This is a genomic window from Streptomyces atratus (assembly GCF_900119365.1).
Taxonomy (GTDB): domain Bacteria; phylum Actinomycetota; class Actinomycetes; order Streptomycetales; family Streptomycetaceae; genus Streptomyces; species Streptomyces atratus_B.
In genome coordinates this window covers 264968-287987 of sequence record NZ_FPJO01000002.1, presented here as the reverse complement: position 1 = coordinate 287987, position 23020 = coordinate 264968, and the positions used below count along the sequence as shown (strand labels likewise).

19 protein-coding genes are annotated in these 23020 nt (G+C 69.7%); 15 read left to right on the top strand and 4 right to left on the bottom strand.

Features of this window, described 5'->3' with window-relative positions:
- Positions 1–38: 38 nt before the first annotated feature.
- Together BT364_RS05415 and BT364_RS05410 are read right to left on the bottom strand one after the other, a co-directional pair.
- Entirely contained in the window at positions 39–1823 is a 1785-nt protein-coding gene (locus tag BT364_RS05415; RefSeq protein WP_072483929.1) for an ABC transporter substrate-binding protein, read from the bottom strand.
- 74 nt (positions 1824–1897) lie between these two features.
- Positions 1898–2926, bottom strand: a complete 1029-nt coding sequence (locus BT364_RS05410; protein WP_072483928.1) for an ABC transporter permease — start codon at positions 2924–2926, stop codon at positions 1898–1900.
- A 471-nt stretch (positions 2927–3397) separates the two neighbouring features.
- Here BT364_RS05410 and BT364_RS05405 point away from each other — a divergent pair, with 471 nt between their 5' ends.
- The 6 genes from BT364_RS05405 (at position 3398) to BT364_RS05380 (ending at position 10520) form a co-directional block, all read left to right on the top strand.
- Positions 3398–5032: a peptide ABC transporter substrate-binding protein gene (locus BT364_RS05405; protein ID WP_072483927.1), complete on the top strand. Its 1635-nt coding sequence runs from the start codon at positions 3398–3400 to the stop codon at positions 5030–5032.
- Positions 5033–5212: 180 nt separating this feature from the next.
- Positions 5213–6136 carry an ABC transporter permease gene (locus BT364_RS05400; protein WP_072483926.1) on the top strand — a complete coding sequence of 308 codons (924 nt, stop codon included), beginning with the start codon at positions 5213–5215 and terminating at the stop codon, positions 6134–6136.
- Positions 6129–7103 carry an ABC transporter permease gene (locus tag BT364_RS05395; protein WP_072483925.1) on the top strand — a complete coding sequence of 325 codons (975 nt, stop codon included), beginning with the start codon at positions 6129–6131 and terminating at the stop codon, positions 7101–7103. Before BT364_RS05400 ends, BT364_RS05395 begins: the two co-directional genes overlap by 8 nt.
- Positions 7104–7116: 13 nt before the next feature.
- The gene (locus BT364_RS05390; RefSeq protein ID WP_072483924.1) at positions 7117–8094 is read left to right on the top strand and encodes an ABC transporter ATP-binding protein; all 978 of its coding nucleotides are present in this window, start codon (positions 7117–7119) and stop codon (positions 8092–8094) included.
- A complete protein-coding gene (locus BT364_RS05385; protein ID WP_072483923.1) occupies positions 8084–9313 on the top strand; it encodes an ABC transporter ATP-binding protein in 1230 nt (409 codons plus the stop codon). Before BT364_RS05390 ends, BT364_RS05385 begins: the two co-directional genes overlap by 11 nt.
- A gap of 181 nt (positions 9314–9494) precedes the next feature.
- Positions 9495–10520: a hypothetical protein gene (locus tag BT364_RS05380; RefSeq protein ID WP_072483922.1), complete on the top strand. Its 1026-nt coding sequence runs from the start codon at positions 9495–9497 to the stop codon at positions 10518–10520.
- A gap of 17 nt (positions 10521–10537) precedes the next feature.
- Here the strand turns inward: BT364_RS05380 and BT364_RS05375 are convergent, their stop codons facing one another.
- Positions 10538–12670, bottom strand: a complete 2133-nt coding sequence (locus tag BT364_RS05375) for a prolyl oligopeptidase family serine peptidase (protein WP_072483921.1) — start codon at positions 12668–12670, stop codon at positions 10538–10540.
- A 166-nt stretch (positions 12671–12836) separates the two neighbouring features.
- On the opposite strand from BT364_RS05375, the gene BT364_RS05370 reads away from it, so the two are divergent.
- The 9 genes from BT364_RS05370 to BT364_RS05325 all read left to right on the top strand — a co-directional run bounded on the left by BT364_RS05370 (position 12837) and on the right by BT364_RS05325 (position 21213).
- Positions 12837–13031, top strand: coding sequence for a hypothetical protein (locus BT364_RS05370; protein ID WP_072483920.1), 195 nt, complete (start codon positions 12837–12839; stop codon positions 13029–13031).
- Positions 13032–13097: 66 nt separating this feature from the next.
- A complete protein-coding gene (gene mshB, locus BT364_RS05365; protein WP_072484190.1) occupies positions 13098–13997 on the top strand; it encodes an N-acetyl-1-D-myo-inositol-2-amino-2-deoxy-alpha-D-glucopyranoside deacetylase in 900 nt (299 codons plus the stop codon).
- Positions 13994–14431, top strand: a complete 438-nt coding sequence (locus BT364_RS05360) for a DUF6113 family protein (protein WP_072483919.1) — start codon at positions 13994–13996, stop codon at positions 14429–14431. The genes mshB and BT364_RS05360 overlap by 4 nt, the downstream gene beginning before the upstream one ends.
- Positions 14432–14770: 339 nt before the next feature.
- Positions 14771–16828 carry a peptidoglycan binding domain-containing protein gene (locus BT364_RS05350; protein WP_177328027.1) on the top strand — a complete coding sequence of 686 codons (2058 nt, stop codon included), beginning with the start codon at positions 14771–14773 and terminating at the stop codon, positions 16826–16828.
- A gap of 181 nt (positions 16829–17009) precedes the next feature.
- Positions 17010–17945, top strand: a complete 936-nt coding sequence (locus BT364_RS05345; protein WP_072483918.1) for an ABC transporter ATP-binding protein — start codon at positions 17010–17012, stop codon at positions 17943–17945.
- Positions 17942–18682 (top strand): ABC transporter permease, encoded by a 741-nt coding sequence (locus tag BT364_RS05340; RefSeq protein ID WP_072483917.1) that lies wholly within the window; start codon positions 17942–17944, stop codon positions 18680–18682. The genes BT364_RS05345 and BT364_RS05340 overlap by 4 nt, the downstream gene beginning before the upstream one ends.
- On the top strand, positions 18679–19863 hold the full coding sequence (locus BT364_RS05335) for a sensor histidine kinase (RefSeq protein WP_072483916.1): 1185 nt from the start codon (positions 18679–18681) through the stop codon (positions 19861–19863). The genes BT364_RS05340 and BT364_RS05335 overlap by 4 nt, the downstream gene beginning before the upstream one ends.
- Positions 19860–20471 (top strand): response regulator transcription factor, encoded by a 612-nt coding sequence (locus BT364_RS05330; protein ID WP_072483915.1) that lies wholly within the window; start codon positions 19860–19862, stop codon positions 20469–20471. The genes BT364_RS05335 and BT364_RS05330 overlap by 4 nt, the downstream gene beginning before the upstream one ends.
- Before the next feature lie 187 nt (positions 20472–20658).
- A complete protein-coding gene (locus BT364_RS05325; protein ID WP_072483914.1) occupies positions 20659–21213 on the top strand; it encodes a DUF3558 family protein in 555 nt (184 codons plus the stop codon).
- 286 nt (positions 21214–21499) lie between these two features.
- On the opposite strand, the gene BT364_RS05320 is transcribed toward BT364_RS05325, so the two are convergent.
- Complete coding sequence (locus BT364_RS05320; protein WP_177328026.1) at positions 21500–23011, bottom strand: FG-GAP-like repeat-containing protein; 1512 nt, start codon at positions 23009–23011, stop codon at positions 21500–21502.
- Positions 23012–23020: the final 9 nt, after the last annotated feature.

The following is a 23020-nucleotide window of genomic DNA, read 5'->3' as shown; positions in this document are numbered from 1 at the left end:
GGGCGCCGCAGGGGCGCCCCGCCTCAGGAGTGTCGGCGTCAGGCCTTCACGAACAGCTTGTAGAAGACGGCCGAGGACCACAGCGGGTGGAACGTCGCGCCGCCGACCTTCTCGCCGTAGAGGTAGAAGCGGCGCTGGAACGTCTCGGGGATGATCGGCGCCTCCTCCGTCATGATCCGCTTGTCCAGGGCGGCCCACGCCTTGCCGGCCTCGTTCGGGTCGGCGATGACGACGTTCTTCTTGATCGCCTCGTTGACCCAGTCGACGTTCAGCTGCGAGATGTTGTTGGCGCCGTTGGCGATGGTGCTGCCGTCGAACAGCGGCTGCATCAGCGTGTAGCCGGTCGGCCAGTCCGGGGACCAGCCGAACCACATCACGTCGAACTGGTTGTCGATCTGCTGGACCTGGTCGTAGTAGCTGGTGGAGTCCAGCGGCTTCATGACCGGGGTGAAACCGGCCGCCTTGAGGGCGTTCTCGATGACGACCTTGGTCTTGTTGTAGGTGTTGCTCGTGGGGAAGGCGTAGACGACCTTCTGGCCCTCCTTGCCGGCCTCCTTCAGCAGCTTCTTCGCCGCCTCCGGGTCGCCCTGCGGCTTCTTCAGCTTCCCGTAGACGTCGTCCTTGGCGTAGCCGACGATGTCGGGGCTGAGGATGGACGTCGCGTAGTCACCGGCCGAGGGGCCACCGTAGATCTTGCGGATCTGCTCCAGCGGCCAGGCGTGGATGATGGCCTGACGGACCTTCAGGTCGGTGATCCGCTTGGTGTTGATCGCGTAGTAGTAGATGCCGGTCAGCAGGCCGTTGAAGGTGCGCTTCTTCAGCTCGGGGTCGGTGAGGACCTTCTGGATGCGCTCGGCCGGGACGCCGCTGTACGCCATGACCGCGTACTTGTCGTCGCCGTCGTCGGCGATCAGACGGTCGGCCGACTGCAGGGCCTCGGGGCCGAACTCGTAGACGAAGCTGTCCGGGTACGCGTTGCGGATCGAGTCCGTGTTGGGGTCCCAGTGCGGGTTGCGCACCAGCGTCATCGACTTGTCGATGGAGTGTGCCTTGATGCGGTACGGGCCGCAGCTGACCGGGTCCTTGTCGTACTTGTCCTTGGTGTCGCCCTTGACCGGGACGGCGCCGTAGGAGGTCATCGCCAGGGTGAAGTTGAGGTCCGGGCGGGCCTCGGCCAGCTTGAAGGTGATCGTCTTCGCCTTGGCGTCGGTCACGACCGAGTCGAGGTGCTTGCCGCCGAACGGGCCCTTGTACTTCGAGCGGAAGTCGGCCGTGCCGGTCAGTGCGGTCTGGGCGTAGCCGGCGCCCTCGGTGGTGAAGCTGGCGAAGCCGCGCTCGATGCCGTGGCGCACGTCATCGATGGTGAGCTCCTTGCCGTCCTCCCACTTCAGACCGTCCTTCAGGGTGAAGGTCCAGGTCTTGCCGCCGTCGGACATGGTGCCCGCGTCGGTGGCGAGGTCGCCGACCAGCTTCATCGAGCCGTCCGCCGCGATCTTGTAACCGGTCAGGGCGCGGATGAAGAGGTCGCCGATCGCGGAGTTCCACGAGAAGTAGATGCGCTGCGGGTCCAGGTGCGAGAAGTCGTCCGGGGCTATGCCGCGGATCGTGCCGCCCTTCTTCGCGCCCGGGATCTCGGCGGCCGGGCCGGTGGAGTCGGCCTTCGTGCCGACGACGACCGAGCCGGTGTACTTGTCGGCACCGCCGTGTCCGGCGCCGCCGCCCTTCTTGCCGGTCGAGCTGCCGCTGCTGCACGCGGAGAGGACCATCGAACCGCCGGCTGCGACCGACGTGGCGATGACGAAGTTTCTGCGGGAAAGGGACATGGTTTCCTGCTCTGGTCGATGGAGAGAAACGTTCGATCCGGTGGGCCCCGTCGCCCGGCCGGAGGAAGTGCGGTTCAGCGCTTGGTCTTCGGGTCCAGTGCGTCACGCACCGAGTCACCCAGCAGATTGAAGGCGATGACGAAGATCACCATCGAGACGCCGGGGAAGAGCATGAACGTGATGTCGCTCTGGTAGACGTCCGATCCGCGCTGGATCATCACGCCCCAGTCGGGTGTCGGGTCGGTGAGACCGACGCCGAGGAAGGCGAGGCCCGCTTCCGCAGTGACGTACGCGGGCAGCGCGAGCGTGGCCTGGATGAGGATCGGCGTCCAGAGGTTGGGCAGCAGTTCCTTGAAGATGATCCGCGCCGGGGAGGCGCCGGTCACCCTCGCCGCCTCGACGAACTCGCGTTCGCGCAGGGCGAGTACCTCGCCGCGCAGCAGTCGGGCGATGGACGCCCAGCCGAAGGCCGTCATGACCGAGATGAGGCTGACGACGGTCAGCCAGACCGGGGTGTTCTCGTCCGGAGCGACCAGGATCGAGAGCATCACCGGCCAGAAGGCGATGAAGAAGAGCGTGGAGGGGAAGGCCAGCAGGATGTCGATGACCCGGCCCACGAGGTAGTCGGTCTTGCCGCCCAGATAGCCCGCGGTGATACCGACGGCGATGCCGATCACCGTCACCAGCAAGGTGGTTGCCGCGGCGATGAGCAGCGAGTTGCGGATGCCGTAGAGCAGGAAGGTGAAGACGTCCCGGCCGAGTCCGGGCTCGATGCCGAACCAGAAGTCGCCGCTGATACCGCCGTTGGGCAGAATCGGCGAACCGAAGTCGTCCAGCAGGCTGGGATCGTTCGACCCGTATGTCGTGTACGGGTCCTTGCCGTACAGCTTCGCGATCAGCGGCGCGCAGATGGCGATCACGAAGAAGAAGATGACCACATAGGCCGAAATCACGCCCGTACGGTCGCGCTTGAAGCGCAGCCAGGCCATCTTGCCCGGTGAGCGGCCGTCGCCGCCCTTGACCGCGGACGGGCCGGATATGGACTGCGGCTTCGCTTCCTCCACCTCAACGGGGGTGGCGGCTTGCGGCGTTGGAATCGTCATGGTGCTCCTGGCCCGGAGGGTCGAAGGACTCCGCAGGGCAACACCTACGGGCTACCCGGACTTTTTCAACGCAATTCATGCAGGGTCAATGAATGTCCGACGCCCTTGGCATGCTCTTTGGAAATTTGACCAATCCATAACCCTCCTTAGGGCGTGGCTTTGCTTCCGTTTGACATTTTCGAAGGTGTGTTCGCGACTTAACGGGTGAAGTCCGGCAATGAGTCCGATATGCGGGCGTGGTTGTCTCGGAATTCGTACATCCGATCAGACCGGCTCGCGGTCGATGCGCATTCGATGCGTAGCCGTTATCGCTCCGGTGCCTGTCGGGTCCGCGTCCGGATCTCCTCCGCTCGCGAACTGCCACTCGAATCGGCTCCGGTGCGCCCGAATGGGTGGAGCGAATGTGCGTTATGTCTCTTGTGCGGTGATATTTGACCGTAAGTGAGACGCAGCACTATGAGGAGGCACTCCATGCGCGGAGCCACACAGGCCAAGTGGGCCGCATGTGCGGTGGTCGTCGCCCTGGCGGCGACGGCATGCGGCGGCGGGGGCAGCAGCGGCGGTGGCGGCGGTGGGGCGAACGGAATCGTGAGCTCTTCCTGGGGTGACCCGCAGAACCCGCTCGAACCCGCGAACACCAACGAGGTGCAGGGCGGCAAGGTCCTCGACATGATCTTCCGGGGGCTCAAGAGGTACGACCCGAAGACCGGCGCGGCCACCAACATGCTCGCCGAGAAGATCGAGACCAAGGACAACCAGAACTTCACGGTCACCGTGAAGGACGGCTGGACCTTCAGCAACGGCGAGAAGATCACCGCCAAGTCGTTCGTGGACGCGTGGAACTACGGCGCCCTGCTGAAGAACAATCAGAAGAACGCCTACTTCTTCGGTTACATCGACGGCTACGACAAGGTCCACCCGGACACCGGCAGCGCCACGGCCGACAAGCTCTCCGGTCTCGAGGTCGTCGACGGCAGGACGTTCACGGTCAAGCTGTCGCAGAAGTTCTCCCTGTGGCCCGACACCCTCGGCTACCCGGCCTTCGCCCCGCTGCCCCAGGCCTTCTTCACCGACCACGCCGCCTGGGTGTCCAAGCCGATCGGCAACGGCCCGTACAGCATCGACAAGTACACCAAGGGCTCGTCGATGAACCTGCGCAAGTGGGACAAGTACCCCGGGGCCGACAAGGCGCAGAACGGCGGGATCGACCTCAAGGTCTACACCGACAACAACACCGCCTACACGGACCTGACGGCCGGCAACCTCGACCTCGTCGACGACGTGCCCGCCTCGCAACTGAAGAACGTCAAGGCGGACCTCGGCGACCGCTACATCAACACCCCGGCCGGCATCATCCAGACCCTCGCCTTCCCCTTCTACGACAAGAAGTGGGACACCCCGAACGGTGCCAAGGTCCGGCAGGGCCTGTCGATGGCGATCAACCGCCAGCAGATCACCGATCAGATCTTCCAGAAGACCCGTACCCCCGCCTCCGACTGGACCTCTCCGGTCCTCGGCGCGGAGGGCGGCTTCAAGAAGGGGCTGTGCGGCGCGCCCTGCGAGTACAACGCGGCGAACGCCAAGAAGCTGATCCAGGAGGGCGGCGGCATCCCCGGCGGCCAGCTCAAGATCTCGTACAACGGTGACACCGGCTCCCACAAGGAGTGGGTCGACGCCGTCTGCAACAGCATCAACAAGGTGATGGGCAACAACAAGGCGTGCGTCGGTGCCCCGGTCGGCACCTTCGCCGACTTCCGCAGCCAGGTCTCGCAGCAGAAGCTGACCGGTGCCTGGCGGGCCGGCTGGCAGATGGACTACCCGCTCATCCAGAACTTCCTCCAGCCCGTGTACTACACCGACGCCTCGTCCAACGACGGCAAGTGGAGCAACAAGCAGTTCGACGGGCTCGTCGACAAGGCCAACGCCGAGTCCGACAAGGCCAAGGCCGTGACGACCTTCCAGGACGCGGAGAAGGTCCTGGTCGCGCAGATGCCCGTCATCCCGCTCTGGTACCAGAACGGCAGCGCCGGCTACTCGGACCGGATCACCAATGTGTCGCTGAACCAGTTCAGCGTTCCGGTGTACGAGCAGATCAAGGTCAAGTGACCCGTGGAGGGTCTTTCGCCTGCATCAGGCCGGACCCCGCGAGCCCGGCCTGATCCGAGCGAGAGGCCCTGCGGCCGGGTGGCCGGTGCGTTCCTGGCACCGGCCGCCCGGCTTCCCCGTCCCCCGACGCGTCACTCCCCAGCCCCGAGCCTCTGACCCCCGCGACCCCCGGAGCCCTGCATGGGACGTTATGTGATCCGGCGGCTGCTGCAGATGATCCCGGTCTTCTTCGGCACCACACTGCTGATCTTCCTCATGGTGAATGTGATGGGCGACCCCATCGCGGGTCTCTGCGGCGACCGCCAGTGCGACCCGGCGACCGCAGCCCAACTCCGCTCGGAATTCGGCCTCGACAAGCCCGTCTGGCAGCAATACCTCACCTACATGGGCAATGTCTTCACCGGCGACTTCGGTACCGCGTTCAACGGGCAGAAGGTCACCGAGCTGATGGCCACCGCCTTCCCCATCACGATCCGGCTCACCGTCGTCGCGATCGTCTTCGAGATCGTCATCGGCATCAGCCTCGGCGTCGTCACCGGCCTGCGCCGCGGCCGCCCCGTCGACACCACCGTGCTCATCCTGACCCTGGTCGTCATCTCCATCCCGACCTTCGTCACCGGCCTGCTGCTCCAGCTCCTCCTCGGAGTCGAGTGGGGCATCATCAAGCCCTCCGTCTCACCGGAGGCCCCCATCAACGAGCTGCTGGTACCCGGGCTCGTCCTCGCCTCGGTCTCCCTGGCGTACGTCACCCGGCTCACCCGGACCTCGATCGCCGAGAACGCCCGCGCCGACTACGTCCGCACCGCCGTCGCCAAGGGGCTGCCCAGGCGCCGCGTCGTCATCCGGCACCTGCTGCGCAACTCGCTGATCCCGGTCGTCACCTTCATCGGTACGGACGTGGGCGCCCTGATGGGCGGGGCGATCGTCACGGAGCGGATCTTCAACATCCACGGCGTCGGCTACCAGCTCTACCAGGGCATCCTGCGCCAGAACTCCCAGACCGTCGTCGGCTTCGTCACCATCCTCGTCCTCGTCTTCCTGGCGGCGAACCTGATCGTCGACCTGCTGTACGCCGTTCTCGACCCGAGGATCCGCTATGCCTGAGCAGACACCGGACGAGGCGATCTCGTCGGCCGGAGCAGGAGGCGTGATGGATCTCGCGCTGGAAGAGGGCACGACCCTCGAAAGGACACCGGGCGGCCCCCAGGGCACCGGCCCCGCCGAGAAGCCGCGCAGTCTGTGGTCCGACGCCTGGCGGGACCTGCGCCGCAACCCGGTCTTCATCATCTCCGCCCTGATCATCCTCTTCCTGGTGATCATCTCGATCTGGCCGTCGCTGATCGCCGACCAGGACCCCCTCGACTGCAACCTGGGCAAGGCGCAGGAGGGCTCGCAGCCCGGACACCCCTTCGGCTTCGACGGGCAGGGCTGCGACGTCTACACCCGTACCGTCTACGGAGCACGGAACTCGGTGACCGTCGGCGTCTGCTCCACCTTCGGCGTCACCCTGCTCGGCGGCGTCCTCGGCGGCCTCGCCGGGTTCTTCGGCGGCTTGTGGGACTCGGTCCTCTCCCGCGTCACCGATGTCTTCTTCGGCATCCCGGTGGTCCTCGGCGGGCTGGTCTTCCTCTCCGTGGTCACCAGCTCCACCGTCTGGCCGGTGATCGGCTTCATCGTGCTGCTGGGCTGGCCGCAGATCGCCCGCATCGCCCGCGGCTCCGTGATCACCGCCAAACAGAACGACTACGTACAGGCGGCACGGGCGCTCGGCGCCTCCAACACGCGGATGTTGCTGCGCCACATCACCCCGAACGCCATCGCGCCGGTGATCGTCGTCGCGACCATCGCGCTCGGTACGTACATCTCGCTGGAGGCGACGCTCTCGTTCCTCGGCGTCGGCCTGAAACCGCCGGCCGTCTCCTGGGGCATCGACATCTCCGCCGCGTCCCAGTACATCCGCAACGCCCCGCACATGCTGCTCTGGCCCGCCGGAGCCCTGGCGGTCACCGTGCTCGCCTTCATCATGCTCGGCGACGCGGTGCGCGACGCCCTCGACCCCAAGCTGCGCTGAGGAGCCCGCTGCCATGTTGCTCGAAGTGCGCGATCTGCACGTGGAGTTCCACACCCGCGACGGTGTCGCCAAGGCCGTCAACGGGGTCAACTACTCGGTGGCCGAGGGCGAGACGCTGGCCGTCCTCGGCGAGTCCGGCTCCGGCAAGTCCGTCACCGCCCAGGCCGTCATGGGCATCCTCGACATGCCCCCGGGAAGGATCAGCGGCGGCGAGATCCTCTTCAAGGGCCGCGACCTGCTGAAGATGAAGAAGGACGAGCGCCGGAAGATCCGCGGCCAGGAGATGGCCATGATCTTCCAGGACGCGCTCTCCTCCCTCAACCCCGTGCTCAGCGTGGGGGAACAGCTCGGCGAGATGTTCGTCGTGCACCGCGGGATGTCCCACAAGGACGCGAAGGCGAAGGCCGTCGAGCTGATGGACCGGGTCCGCATCCCGGCGGCGAAGGAACGCGTCGGGAACTACCCGCACCAGTTCTCCGGCGGCATGCGCCAGCGCATCATGATCGCCATGGCGATGGCGCTGGAGCCCTCGCTGATCATCGCGGACGAACCCACCACCGCCCTCGACGTGACCGTCCAGGCCCAGGTGATGGATCTGCTCGCCGAGCTCCAGCGCGAGCTGAACATGGGCCTGATCCTGATCACCCACGACCTGGGCGTGGTCGCGGACGTGGCCGACAAGATCGCCGTGATGTACGCGGGCCGGATCGTCGAGTCCGCCCCGGTCCACGAGATCTACCGGGCGCCCGCCCACCCGTACACCAAGGGCTTGCTCCAGTCGATCCCGCGCCTGGACCAGAAGGGCCGGGAGCTGTACGCGATCAAGGGCCTGCCGCCCAACCTGCTGCACATCCCGCCCGGCTGCGCCTTCAACCCGCGCTGCCCGATGGCCCAGGAGATCTGCCGGGGCGAGGTGCCGCCGCTGTTCGAGGTGGCCGAGCACCGCGAGAGCGCCTGCTACTTCTGGAAGGAGACGCTCGATGCACGCTGACCACTCGGGGCGCAAGGAAGCGCGCGAAGAGGGCGAGAAGGCCCGCGCGCTGCTCGCCAAGTCACGGGCCGGGTCCGCCGCGGCGGGCGACGAGCCGATCCTGGAGGTCCGCGATCTGGTCAAGCACTACCCGCTGACCCAGGGCATCCTGATCAAGAAGCAGATCGGCGCGGTCAAGGCGGTCGACGGGGTCTCCTTCGACCTGGCGGCGGGCGAGACGCTCGGCATCGTGGGGGAGTCCGGCTGCGGCAAGTCGACCGTGGCGAAGATGCTGGTGCATCTGGAACAGCCGACGGCCGGCGCGATCAAGTACAAGGGCGAGGACATCACCAAACTGTCGGGGCGCGCCCTGAAGGCCGTGCGCCGCAACATCCAGATGGTCTTCCAGGACCCGTACACCTCGCTCAACCCGCGCATGACCGTCGGCGACATCATCGGGGAGCCGTACGAGATCCACCCCGAGGTGGCCCCGAAGGGGGAGCGGCGCCGCAAGGTCCAGGACCTGCTGGACGTGGTCGGGCTCAACCCGGAGTACATCAACCGCTATCCGCACCAGTTCTCAGGCGGTCAGCGCCAGCGCATCGGCATCGCCCGCGGGCTGGCCCTGAACCCCGAGATCATCGTCGCCGACGAACCCGTCTCCGCCCTCGACGTCTCTGTACAGGCGCAGGTCGTCAACCTGCTGGACCGGCTCCAGGCGGAGTTCGGGCTCGCTTACGTCTTCATCGCGCACGACCTCTCGATCGTCCGGCACATCTCCGACCGGGTCGGAGTGATGTATCTGGGCCGGATCGTCGAGATCGGCTCCGACGAGCAGATCTACGACCACCCCACGCACCCGTACACCCAGGCGCTGCTCTCCGCCGTCCCGGTGCCGGACCCGGCGGCCCGGGAGCACCGGGAGCGGATCATCCTGCACGGCGACGTCCCCTCGCCCGCCAACCCGCCCTCCGGCTGCCGCTTCCGCACCCGGTGCTGGAAGGCGCAGGAGCGGTGCGAGCTGGAGGTGCCGCTGCTGGCGGTCCCGGCCGTCTTCCGGCTGGCGGACACACCGGCCGGGCACGACTCGGCCTGCCACTTCGCGGAGGAGAAGCAGGTGGTGCCGCCGGAGGGGCTGCTGGAGGCGCCGGGGGAGACGACGGCGGAGGAGGACGGTCCGTCGCAGGGCGTGGACGGGGAGAACGGGCCCGCCCCGTCCGGGAGCACCCGGGCACGTTAACGCGTGGGCAACCCGGCCGTCTCACGTCCGATATACGGACCGGCCAGCATGTCCGGGTACGGCCGTGCGGGTGCCGTGTCCCGGCCGGGAGGCCGCCAAGTCCTCCCGGCCGGTTGCCCGTTCGAGCACCACGCCGGTGAACCCCTTGTCCGGCGGACAGGCACGGTGGAGTATCGCTCGGGTGATACTCACTCGGGGGGCAAGGGTCACCGGTGCCGTTCTCTGCGCCGTGCTCGCGCTGATCGTCGCGGGCTGGCTCGTACGGGACATCAGAGCGGCCGACGACATCGGGGCGCTCTGGCGCTACTGGGCCGGCTACTACGACGCGCGGCTCCCGATGCTGCCCGCCACCTCGGCGTACGACGTGGTGCTGCTCGTGGTGTATCTCCTCGCCTTCGTCGCGGCGCTGCGCTCGTCGGCGGCCGCCGCGGTGCTGGTCGCGACCGGAGTGGTCACGATCGTCCTGCGGCTGCCCGGGCTCTGGAACATCGGCGAGTCCCGGATGAACGCCCGGTTCACCGACGACCTGCGCACCCGCGCCCTGCTCTGCGCCTTCGTGGCGCTTGCGGCGGGCATCGCGCTGGTCATCACCGCGGGGGCCGGCCGCAGGCCGGCACGTGACTTCTCCGAACGCCTCCCGGCCCGGCCGGGGCAGGGCGCGGGCGTGATCGCCTTCCTGTTCCTCGGCGCGGCGGGGGCGGTCGTGATCGCCTGGGAGATCCGCCAGGCGGTGCGGATCCCCGACATCTACCCCGACTGGCTCGTGGGCGGGGACCGGGTCATGCAGGGGCTGATCGACCCGCCGCCCGGCTGGTTCTCGGCGGTTTTGATGCTGCTCTGCCTGTTCGCGGGGGTGAGCGGGCTCCCGCGTGCCGTGCACGCGCGGCCGTTCGGCCTGATCGCCGCCGCTCTGCTGCTGGTCGGCGGAGTGCTGGGGGTGGTCCGCGCGGTGCACTACGAGCTGCTGGACCACTTCGGTGATCTGCACGTCGAGGACCAACTCATCGTGCTGACCGGGTTCTTCGAGGTGATCGCCGGAGCCGTGGTGCTGCTGGTGCTGGCCCGGCCGGGCCCCCAGGAGCCCCCCGCCCTGCCCGACCAGGGCTACGGGCAGGGGTACGGGCAGGGGTACGGGCAGGGCTACGGTCATCCGCAGCCCGGCGCCTTCGGGCCGCCGCCCCCGTCCCAGCCGCCGCCCGGCTGGTGACGGGGAGGCCGGCCTGATCAGCCGTCGAGCCCCAACGACCGCTTCAGGAAGTCGACCTGGAGCAGCAGAAGGTTCTCCGCCACCTGCTCCTGCGGCGTCATGTGCGTCACCCCGCTGAGCGGCAGCACCTCGTGCGGGCGCCCGGCCGAGAGCAGCGCCGACGACAGCCGGAGCGAGTGCGCGACCACCACGTTGTCGTCCGCGAGGCCGTGGACGATCATCATCGGCCGCACCTGGTCGGCGGCCTCCGAGAGGCCCTCGTCCGTGATCACCGAGTTGTGTGCGTACACCTCGGGCTGCTCGGCCGGGTCGCCGAGGTAACGCTCGGTGTAGTGGGTGTCATAGAGCCGCTGGTCGGTCACCGGGGCGCCGACCACCGCCGCGTGGAAGACATCGGGCCGCCGGGTCACGGCCAGGGCCGCCAGGTACCCGCCGAACGACCAGCCGCGGATCGCGACCTTGCCGAGGTCCAGCGGGAACCGGTCCGCGAGGGCGTGCAACGCCTCGACCTGGTCGTCCACGGTGAGCACCATGTTGTTCTTGACCGCCTTCTCCCAGCCCGGCGAACGGCCCGGTGTGCCCCGGCCGTCCGCGACCACGACCGCGAAGCCCTGGTTCGCGAACCACTGCGACGTCAGATGCGGATTGTGCGCGGCGACCACCCGGCGGCCGTGCGGTCCGCCGTACGGATCCATCAGTACCGGAAGCGGGCCGTCCGACTCCTTGTACCCCTCGGGGAGCAGCACGGCGCACGGAATTCGCCGTGCGCCCCCCTCCGTGAAGTGCACCCGCGCGGAGAGCACCGGCTCCTCGGCACGGCTCGCCACGGTGGCGACCGGCTTGCCGTCCCGGAACACCTCGGCACGGGCCCCCGGCCGCTCCGGGGAGTGGCTGACCAGCACCGTCACCGCGCCCGCGCGGACCGCCGAGTGCACCCCGGCCCCTTCGGAGACCCGCTCCACGCCCAGCTCGTTGACCCGGTAGACATGGGTCTCGCCGATCTCCGGTTCCGCCGCCTCCTCGCCGGCCATGGCCGCCACCAGGATGTCCGACTCACCGATGTCCAGCACCGCCCGGAGCTGCAACTGCGCCCCGGTCAGCAGCCGGTCGCCGACCGCGAGCACCCGCGCCCCGCCCTCGTCCGCGATCCGCACCAGCCGTCCGTCCGGGGTCCAGGCGGGCACCCCGGGGAAGATTTCCAGCCATACCGGGTCCTCGTCGGCATGCACCGTCCGCGTCGAACCGGTCTCCGTGTCCACCGCGAGGAAGAGGTGGCTCCGCTGGTCGCGGGACTGCACCAGCAGCAGCGGCGCCCCGTCCGACGACCAGTGCACCTGCGCCAGATACGGGTGGCGTGCCCGGTCCCAGACCACTTCGGTACGGGTGCCGTCCAGGCCGAGCACGAAGAGCCGCACCTCGGCGTTGGGCGTCCCCGCCGCCGGGTACGCGACCTCGGCGGGCCTGCGGTCCGGATGCGCGGGATCCGCGATCCACCAACGCCGCACAGGGCTGTTGTCGACCCGGGCGACCAGCAGCCGGTCCGACTCCGGCGACCACCAGAAGCCCCGCGAACGCTGCATCTCCTCGGCCGCGATGAACTCCGCGAGACCGTACGAGACGTCCTCCGCCTCCGGCTCGGCGAGCGCCCGGTCCCCGTCGCCCTCCGCGCCCACGACGCGCAACGCACCCTTGGACACATATGCGATGTGTCGTCCGTCCGGTGAAGGCCGCGGGTCGATCACCGGGCCCGGAACCGGCAGCGCACGTGCCGTACCCGCCCGCAGTTCGGCGACGTACACCTTCCCGGAGAGCGCGAAGGCGGCCAACTCGGCCGCCGCGTCGACCGCGTAGTCAACGATCCCCGAGGAGCCCTCGCGGCTGCGCTCGCGGCGGGCCCGCTCCTGCGCCGACAGCCGCTCCGCCGAACCCCCCAGCAGGGCCTCGGGATCCGCCACCACCCGCTCCTGAGGCGATCCGTCCTTCGGCAGGTCGAGCACCCACAGCCGGCCCGAACGGTCCGTACCGGAGCCCGACCGCAGGAAGATCACCCGCTCCCCGTCGGGGGAAACGGTGAACGACCGAGGGGCGCCGAGAGTGAACCGCATGGTCCTGGCGTGCTGACGGGGAAAGGAAATCTGCTGCGAAGTCATGTGCCGAACCTAGTCCCCGACCGCCCGGTCGTGCGCCCCTCGTGCTGCTGTGCCCCGATCAATGCGTTACGACGGATAGTTATGATCCGTAGCGCTCGGTGGGTATGAAACCTGCTGGCTCCATGTGTGCTGCCCGTCCCGACCGTACCGATGGAGGTGAACCGCCGTGGCACTCAAGATTTCGGCGGTGGTGCTGCTGGCGATCGTCGTCTTCCTGCTGATCCGGAAATCCGGACTGAAGGGCGGACATGCGGTGGTCTGCGCACTGCTTGGTTTCTATCTTGCCGACTCGTCGATCGCGCCGAGCATCTCGAACCTGACCACGAATGTGGCGGACATGGTCGGAAGCCTCAAGTTCTGAGGCCCGGCTCGTCGGCGAAAGGAGCGCGGGCGGTGATCGGTGCGCCCGGCTCGTAGGGTGGTCCCCATGACGGACCATCCCGCCCGGCGCCTCCTCCTGGTGCACGCGCACCCCGACGACGAGTCGATCAATAACGGCGCCACCATGGCCAAGTACGCGGCCGAGGGTGCCCAGGTCACCCTGGTGACCTGCACACTCGGTGAGGAGGGCGAGGTCATCCCGCCCTCCCTCGCCCATCTCGCGGCCGACCGGGACGACACCCTGGGCCCGTACCGCCGGGGCGAACTCGACGCGGCGATGAAGGAGCTGGGGGTCACCGACCACCGGCTCCTGGGCGGTCCCGGCCGCTTCCGCGACTCCGGGATGATGGGCGCCGAGCAGAACCACCGCCCCGGCGCCTTCTGGGCAGCCGACGTGGACGACGCCGCCGGGCACCTGGTGGAGGTCATCCGCTCGGTGCGCCCGCAGGTCCTGGTCACCTACGACCCCGACGGCGGTTACGGACACCCCGACCACGTCCAGACGCACCGCGTCGCGATGCGCGCCGCCGACCTCGCCGCCGACCCCGCGTACCGTGCCGGGTCCGGCGCCCCGCACCGCATCGCCAAGATCTACTGGAACCGGGTGCCCCGCACGGTCGCCGAGGAGGGCTTCGCCCGCCTCCGGGCCACCGCGCCGGACGCCTTCCCGGGCATCGCCGCCATCGACGACGTACCGGGTGTGGTCGACGACTCCAGGGTCACCGCGCAGATCGACGGCGCGGCCCATGCCGCCGCCAAGAGCGCGGCGATGCGGGCCCACGTCACCCAGATCGCCGTGGACGGCCCTTTCTTCGCCCTCTCCAACGACCTGGGCCAGCCCGTCTTCACCACCGAGTACTACGAGTTGGTGCGCGGCGACTCCGGAGCCCCTCAAGGCGTCCGGGAGGACGACCTGTTCGCGGGTGTGGCGGGGGCGGAGCGGTGAGCGGCGGCAAGCAGGGCGCACCGCGCCCCTCCAGGGACGCCGCGGCCACCGGCCTCGCCGCGCCCCTCGACCCCGGGCGGATCGCCGCCCATGCGGGCCTCGCCGTGCTGGGCGCGCTCGTCGGGATCGCCGGGGCGCTCGTCCAAGCCGCCTGGTTCCCCGCCGGGTTGCTGCTCGCACTGGTGGCCGCCGCCGGGCTCTTCTACGGCGGACGCCTGGTCTTCGGCACCCAGCTCGGCGCCCTGGCGCCCGCTGCGGGATGGCTGATTTCGGTCGTTGTTCTGCTCGGCGGACGCCCGGAAGGCGACTATGTCTTCGGCGACGAACTGGGTCTCACTCTTTTTATGCTGGGCGGGATGGTCGTCGCTGTGATCTGTGCCACCATGTTGCGGTCGCCCCAACAGGGCGCCGACGGCGGGCGACCTGGCAAGTAATGTGCCACGTCCGACCCTGTAATGCCCCTTGTCCGTTCGGTGGCCGCACCGCCGTTTCCCCCGGTCGCGGGGTGTCCGTCGGCAGCGGCCAGTATGGTGGTTCGCGCGCCTAGTCGGGTGCTGAAGATCTTGGCCGGGCTCGCGACGCCTGGCACGCACATCTGCGGCGTTACCGAAACGCCCTAATAGCTCCGCTATGAGGACGCTCCGGCGCCTTGCAGCTGCACGCGCCAGGCGCCGCTCCCTGATCCGGCCAAGATCTCCAGCACCCTCCTAGCCGTCCCCAGGCCTGCGGCATGGGGGAAGTACGGGCGGCGGAGCCAATCGGGAGAACCTGCTTTGAGTCGTGAAACTGACAGTTCGTCCTCCGGGCCCCAGGGGCGCGGAGGAGCCGCGTACCCCTCGGGGACGCCGCCGTACGGATCCCGCCAGTATCCGTCGCTGCACCCTTCGCAGGATGCCCCGGAGGGGGCCCCGGAGCCTGCGGACCCGTCCCAGTCCGAGGAGCCGAGGACCGAGACGACGCTGACCACGCGCATCCGGATCAACATTCCGGGCTCGCGTCCCATCCCGCCCGTCGTCATGCGTACGCCCGTGGGTGACACCGACGGAGCCGACGCCGAGCGCACGGGCAGCATCCCGCGCCCCGGTTCGCCCGCGACGGACGGTGCGCCGGCCGGGCCGGACAGCGCGCCGGCCGCCGAGGCCCGGACCGAGTCCGCGGACCCGGCCGCCGAGAAGCCGGCCAGGGAGAAGAGCGGCAGCGACTGGTTCGCCCCGCGCAAACCCCCCACGAGCACCTCGGTCGCCGGTGGCGGTACAGTGGGCGGCGCCGAGGGCATCAGGGGTGCCGCGCCCACCGCACCGAACCCGCCCCGCCCCGATCTGCCGTACTTCTCGGACGGTCCGCAGCACACGGGCGACCAGGGCGCACCCCGCCCCGACGACTTCGGCGGCCCCGCGTCCGGTGGCCCGCGTCCCACGCCGAACCTCGGAGTGCGTACGCCCGGCCCCTCCGGACCCACCACGGGCCCGGCCACCGGCACTTCGTCCCTGACGCCGAACCTCGGCGGACCGGGCGGCACGGGCTCCGGCCCGCTGGGCTCGGGCGGTCCCGCGGGCCCGCAGGGTCCCGGTGCCCCCGGTGGTCCGCCGCGGATGTCCGACGACACGGCGGAGCTGACGCCGCAGTTCGCGGGCCCGGCACCCTCCGGCCCCGGCGGCAACGTCTCCGGTGACACGCTCACCAGCGGCATCCCCGTCATCCCGTCGGAGAACCGGCCGGCGTCCCTGTTCCCGGGCACGCCCCCGGGCGGGCGCCCCGACCCGGCGTCCCGTGTCCCGGGCGATCCGATGGGCACCGGACCCGCGGGACCCGGCGGCCCCGCCGCCGCGTCGGCCCCGCGCCCCGAACCGGCCTCCGCGTCCGCTCCCGCCCCCGCGAAGAAGCAGGGCCGCTCCAAGCTGGTCCTCCTCGGCGTCGGTGTCGTCGGGCTGCTCGGTGTCGCGTACGGCGCCGGGCTGCTGATGAACCACTCCGACGTCCCCAAGGGCACCACCGTCCTCGGCGTCGACATCGGCGGCGGCACGAAGGAGGAGGGCGTCACGAAGCTGGACGCCGCCCTCGGCAAGCGCGCCGTGACCCCCCTCCAGCTGTCCGTGGACGGCAAGAAGACCGAGCTCGCGCCGGACAAGGCGGGGCTCGCCCTGGACAGCCAGGAGACCGTGCGCTCGGCAGCGGGCAGCGACTACAACCCGGTCTCCGTCATCGGCTCCCTGTTCGGCAGCAAGCGCGCCGTCGACCCGGTGATCCCGGTCGACGAGGAGAAGCTCGGTGTCGCGCTGACGGACCTGGCCGGTGTCTCCGGCTCGGCCAACGACGGCACGATCAAGTTCGAGCCGGGCAAGGCCGTCGCCGTACCCGGCAAGTCGGGCAAGGCGCTGGACGTCAACCAGTCGATGTCCTCGGTGCGCGACGCGTACCGCGCCCAGGTGCAGACCGGCCGGACGAAGATCGTCCAGCTGCCCGTCACCACCCGCGAACCCACCATCGGCCAGGCCGAACTGGACCGGGCGATGAAGGAGTTCGCGAAGCCCGCGATGTCCGGCCTGGTCACCATCAAAGCGGGTACCAAGCAGATCCAGTTCGGCCCCGCCAGGTCGCTGCCGCAGATCCTCTCGATGGTGCCGGTCAACGGCCGGCTGGTCGAGCACTACGACAAGAAGGCCATCGAGACCCTCTGCGACGGTGTCTTCGACGGCATCCTGATCACCAAGGGTGACGGCAAGAAGCACCAGCTCAGCGCGGACGACGTGGCACAGGCCATGCAGACCGCGCTGCTCGGGAAGACCCCTGCCGAGCGGACCGCCACCATCAGCCTCACCGGCAACGGCTGACCGTAGCCGCACCGCACCGCACCGCACCGCACCGCCCCCGACCGCGTCCCGGCCGGGGGCGGCGCCGTTTGCGGACACCGCCCCCGGCAGTGGAGTCATACGCCCGGCATGACATCTGTCATCCCGTTTCCACGACCCGCGGCCCTGCCGCGCGCACCCCGCCCTCCGCCACGCTCGACGCATGACAACGACAGCCGCCGAGGCCACCGGGGCGAAGACCGCCGCGGTCCGCTTCGAACAAGTCAGCAAGGCATACGGAGCGGTACGCGCCGTCGACGGGCTCACCCTCGACCTGCACCCCGGCGAGACCGTGGCGGTCCTCGGCCCCAACGGTGCCGGGAAGTCCTCCACCCTGGATCTGCTGCTGGGCCTGCGCACCGCCGACTCCGGCACGGTCCAGGTCTTCGGCACCACCCCGCAGAACGCCATCGCCGCGGGCCGCGTCGGCGCGATGCTCCAGACCGGCGGCCTGATGGAGGACGTCACGGTCAAGGAACTGGTCGGCCTCGCCTGCGATCTGCACCCCAGGCCCTACCCGGTGACGGAGGTGCTCTCCCGCGCCGGTGTCGCGCAGATCGCCGACCGGATGGTCAACAAGCTCTCCGGCGGCCAGGAGCAGCGCGTCCGCTTCGCGCTGGCCACCGCGGGCGCCAACGACCTGATCGTCCTCGACGAGCCGACCACCGGCATGGACGTCACCGCCCGCCAGGCCTTCTGGGCCACCATGCGGGAGCAGGCCGAGCAGGGCCGTACCGTCCTGTTCGCCACCCACTACCTCGAAGAGGCCGACGCGATCGCCGACCGCGTCCTCGTCCTCCACAAGGGCCGGCTGCTCGCCGACGGCACCGCCGCCGAGATCAAGGCGAAGGCCGGAGCCCGCCGGATCTCCTTCGAGCTGGAGGGCCCGGTCGACGAGGCGGCCCTGCGCGGCCTGCCGTTCCTCGCCACGCTCGACATCACCGGCAACCGGGTCCGGATCCAGTCGCACGACGCCGACGCGACGGTCCACGCCGTCTACGGACTCGGCCTCTGCCCGCGCGAACTCGAAGTCGCGGGACTCGGCCTGGAACAGGCCTTCGTCGCCATCACCGAGGCCGAGGAGGCCAGGACCGCGTGAAGACCCTCATCAGGCTCGAAGTGACCCGCACCCTGCGGAACAAGAAGTTCATGTTCTTCTCGGTCATCTATCCGTCGGTGATCTATCTGCTGATCTCCAACACCCAGAACACCTCCGACCGGATCCCGCACACCGATCTCACCTTCCAGGCCTTCTTCATGGTCTCGATGGCCTCCTTCGGCGCGCTGACCGCCGTCCTCATGGGCAACAGCGAACGCATCGCCAAGGAGCGCGAGAAGGGCTGGGTCCGCCAGCTGCGGCTCACCGCACTGCCCGGCCGCGGCTACGTCCTGGCGAAGATCGCCGGCGCGGCGATGGTCACCCTGCCCTGCATCGTGGTGGTCTTCCTGGTCGCCGCCGCCGTCAAGCACGTACGGGTGGAGACCTGGCAGTGGTTCGCGCTGGCCGGGGTCATCTGGGCCGGTTCACTGGTCTTCGCCGCGCTCGGGGTCGCCATCGGCTACCTCGCCAGCGGCGACGCGGTCCGCCCGCTCACCATGATCATCTACTTCGGGCTCTCCATCCTCGGCGGCCTGTGGATGCCCAGCGCGACCTTCCCGCAGTGGCTCCAGAACATTTCCGAGTGGCTTCCCACGCACGCGTACGCTGCTCTCGGCCAGGCGATCGAGACGGGTGGTTCGCCGCATGCCAAGGACGTCGCCATCCTCTGCGCCTACTTCCTGGTCTTCGCGGGCGGCGCGGCCTGGCTCTACCGGAAGGACACCTTGAAGGCGTGAACGACGACGAGACGTCCGTGGGCATCGGGCGCCCGCCCACGAACCGCAAGCAGGTCTGGATCAAGCTGCTCTGGATCGGTATCTGGCTCGCGTTCATGAGCGCCCCGGTCAAGGACCTGACCGACGGCAACCACACCCCGTGGGCGACGGTGCTCGGCACGCTCGGCCTGCTGACCTTCGTCGGGGCCTATCTGCTCCTGGTCTTCCGCCACACGTCCAAGCCCCTGGACAGCCGTCTCGTCCACTCCGCGATCACCTTCCTCGGCGTCCTGTCCGCCGTCCTCATCCTGACGCTCGGCACCTCGTGGCTGGTCCTCTTCGTGTACGTGGCGGTCTCCGTCGGCGCCACCCTGCCGCTGCGGACGGCCCGTTGGCTGATCCCTGCCGTCACGGGGGTCATGGTCCTCATGGGCCTGGCGGGCGACCACCCCCGCGAGATCATCACCGCCCTGATCTTTCCCGCGCTGCTGGGCGGGTTCTCGATGACGGGGGTGAGGCAGCTGATCCGTACGACGATCGAGCTGCGCGAGGCCCGCGCCACCGTCGCCCAGCTCGCCGCCAACGAGGAACGGCTCCGGCTCGCCCGCGATCTGCACGACCTGCTCGGCCACTCGCTCTCCCTGATCACGCTCAAGAGCGAGCTGGCAGGCCGGATGCTCCCCGACCACCCGGAACAGGCGGCCGCCCAGGTCGCGGACATCGAACAGGTCAGCCGCCAGGCCCTGATCGATGTACGCGGCGCGGTCACCGGCTACCGCCGCCCGACCCTCCCCGGCGAACTCGCGGGCGCCCGCACCGCACTCGCCGCCGCGGGCATCACCGCCGACGTCCCGGCCGAGTCCCCCGACGGCCTCCCCGAGAAGCCGGAGGAGGTGCTCGCCTGGGCGCTGCGGGAAGCCGTCACCAACGTCGTACGCCACAGCGGGGCCCGCCACTGCACGGTCACCCTCGCCCCGCGCCAGACCCTGGACGGCAAGGTCCTCGAACTCACCGTCTCCGACGACGGCGTCGGTCCCTCGGGCACGAAGCCGGGCAACGGCCTCACGGGCATCGGCGAACGCCTCGCCACCGTCGACGGCACGCTGATCACCTCGACGGGCAACCCCGGCTCCGGTTCCGGTAAAGGCTTCGCCCTGACCCTGACCGTTCCGCTCGATTCCGGCCTAGGATCCACGGAATGAGCGTGATCAGACTCCTCCTCGCCGAGGACCAGTCCATGGTGCGCGAGGCCCTCGCGGCACTCCTCGGCCTGGAACCCGACATCGAGGTGGTGGCCCAGGTCGCCCGCGGCGACGAGGTGCTGGCCGCCGCCCACGAGCACGACATCGACGTGGCGCTCCTGGACATCGAGATGCCGGGCATGACGGGCATCGAGGCAGCGGCGGTCCTGCAACGCGAACTCCCGGCCGTGAAGGTCGTCGTCGTCACCACCTTCGGCCGCCCCGGCTACCTGCGCCGGGCCATGGAGTCGGGCGCCGACGCCTTCCTGGTGAAGGACGCCCCGGCCTCCCAACTGGCCGAAGCGGTAAGGAAGGTGCTCGCCGGCGAACGCGTCATCGACCCGACCCTCGCGGCAGCGGCCCTGGCCGACGGCGCCAGCCCCCTGACCGACCGCGAACGCGACGTACTGCGCACGGCGGCGGACGGCTCCACCAACGCGGAGATCGCGACCGCCCTCCACCTCTCCCAGGGAACGGTCCGCAACTACCTCTCCATGGCCATCCAGAAACTGGCCGCCCGCAACCGTGCGGAGGCGGTCCGCATCGCCCGCGAGAAGGGCTGGCTGTAGTTCGCTCCCCGCGCACGATCGGCCTCCTCGACATGGACTGCGGAGTCCACTGCAGTTGTGTCGGTACGGCCCAACTCCCCGATGCGGCACCGCCGGAGTCGCTACGGTGGAGGCGTCGCCCCGTCTCCGTGCCGATGCGGGACGTGCCCTCGGCGCAGGGACGTACGGAGCCATGAGGAGTGGATGGATGAGGGGTCGGGATCTGCTGGTCGCCTGCGTCGCGCTGATGAGCGCGTGCGGCGTACTCACCGCCTGTTCGTCCGACGACCCGGCGCCGCCTGCGCCGCGCCCCTCCGGCATCGCGGAGATCAAGCCGTGCGACTTCTTCACCCAGGACGAACTCGACGAGTACGAGCTCCATGACCCCGGGCCACTCACCTCGCCGTTGGTCGGCTGCATGTGGCAGGGCTCGAAGTTCTTCGAGGACGCGAGCACCGTCCTGGTCCTGACGCTCCAGGACCGGTCCGCCGACGCCGAGTCGGTGGCCCTCGGGTCGTCCTCCGGGGAGAGGATCTCCGAGCGGAAGGCCGTCAACGGCCGCCGGGTCTGGCGGGACACGACGCCCGGCAAGGATGTCACGTGCGGGCTGATCTTCGAGATCGACGGATCTTCGTCCGCCGAGCTGAAACTCTCGGAGTTCCTGGGCGTCTCCGACGCCGAGCCCACTCAGCAGGACCTGTGCAAGGGCCTCGACGAACTCGCCCCACGGGTCGAGGAGAAGCTGCCCGCCGTCCGCACCTGACGGAGTCTCGCGTGCGCGGTGCCCGGGGCGGCGGCAGCAGGCGCTGCGCCACCCCGTCGCCGGTGAGCCGACACTCGACCGGAACGCACTCGCCTGCGTGAACGACCCCGAACAGCAACTCGTTGTCCGGACCGTCGAGCCGGGGACCCCTGCCCACGACGCCCTGCGCATTCTCACCTCATGGGTCGCGGACGCCCCCGAAAGGTCTCCGGGGCCCCGACTGACGCCGGACCGTCCACGGCCCGGCCCCCGGACGGGCTGCCTTCCGCGCTGCCGTGTCGGTCCGTCAGTCCGTCAGTGTCTCGCCGAAGCGGGACGGGCCCGTCGGGGCGCCGATCGTGGCCGCTCCGAACGAGACGGAACCCTTGGCGATGACGCCCGTGGCATCCGTACCGAAGATCCACAGGGCGCCCCTGCTGCTGTTCTCCGTCGGGGCGCCGACCACCATCTCCGTGCGTCCCTTGCCGTCGTAGTCGCCCAGCGCGAGGGCCTGGCCGAACTGGTCGCCCGCCTCGGCGGCCCCCGGAACCCCGGCCGTGTACTGGCCGAACTCCTTGGAACCCGCACCGCTCACGCCCTTCGGGCCGCCCTTGAACACCAGGACCCGGCCGGCGTCGGCGATGCCGTTGATCTTCTCGTGCGGCAGGCCCGTGGCGATGTCGGGGTAGCCGTCGCCGTCCGTGTCGCCCAGCGCCAGGCTGTAGCCCATCCGGTCGTGGAACTCGGCCGTTCCCGAGACGCCTTCGGTGTCCTGGTTGATCCAGACGGGCTTGCGGGTGGTGCTCTGCCCCTCGGGGCCGCCGTACGAGATGAAGAGCGCGCCGCCCTTCTTCACGGGGGTGTCCTGCCCCGACCACTCGCTGCCGCGCCCGATGACGATGTCCCCGCGGCCGTCCTTGTCCAGGTCGGCGATGCCCACGGCGGTGCCGCCGACGCCGACGCCGTCCGCGTCCTTGATCTCGACGGGGGCGGCGAAACCGGTGCGGCTGCCCTTCAGCAGGTACGTGTGCTGCTGCCACGGGTCGTCCCGGCCGAAGCCGAGGATCACCAGATCGCCCACGCCGTCGCCGGTCACGTCACCCACGGCGATCTCCGAGGTGTCGAGGACCGCCGTGCCGTCGACCGTGAAGGAGCTGACCCTGCTCCACTCGCCGGTGCGGCTGACCGGGCCGTGCAGGACGTGGCCGCCGCGCCGTACGTCGCCCACCGCGATGTCGGGGATGCCGTCACCGTCCACGTCGCCCACGTCCAGGTCGCCGGTGGCGTCGCGCTGGTCGCCGGGGACGGGCTTGAGGATCGTGACGTTCTTCGAAAGGCCGGACGCGCCACCCCAGTTGACGGCCAGCACCGTGCCCTGGTCGCCGTCCGTCGTCGTCCCCCAGAGGCGGCTGACGAGATCCGCGTAGCCGTCACCGTCCAGATCGGCGCTGCGGAGGGTCATGCCGTAGCGCGCGTCCCCCGGGTTGTTGATGCCCGAGCGGTCCGGCCAGGTCAGCACCTGCTTGCGGGCGGAGGACAGGCCGCCGGGGCCGCCGAAGAGGACGCTCACGGCACCCGCACCCTCCGAGCCGCCGACGGTGGCCATGGGGGCGCCCACGGCCACGTCCGGGTAGCCGTCGCCGTTGAAGTCGTCGCGCAGCCGCTTGCTGCTCGGCGCGCTCGCCGCCTGGGCGGACGGCTGCGCCGCCGGGGCGGACGACGGCGCGGCGGCATGGCCGGCCGGAGCGGCCACGGCTCCCGCGACCAGGGCGATTCCGGTTGCGATCGCCAGCCGGCGGCGTTGGGAAAGGACGGGCACGTCGATCAA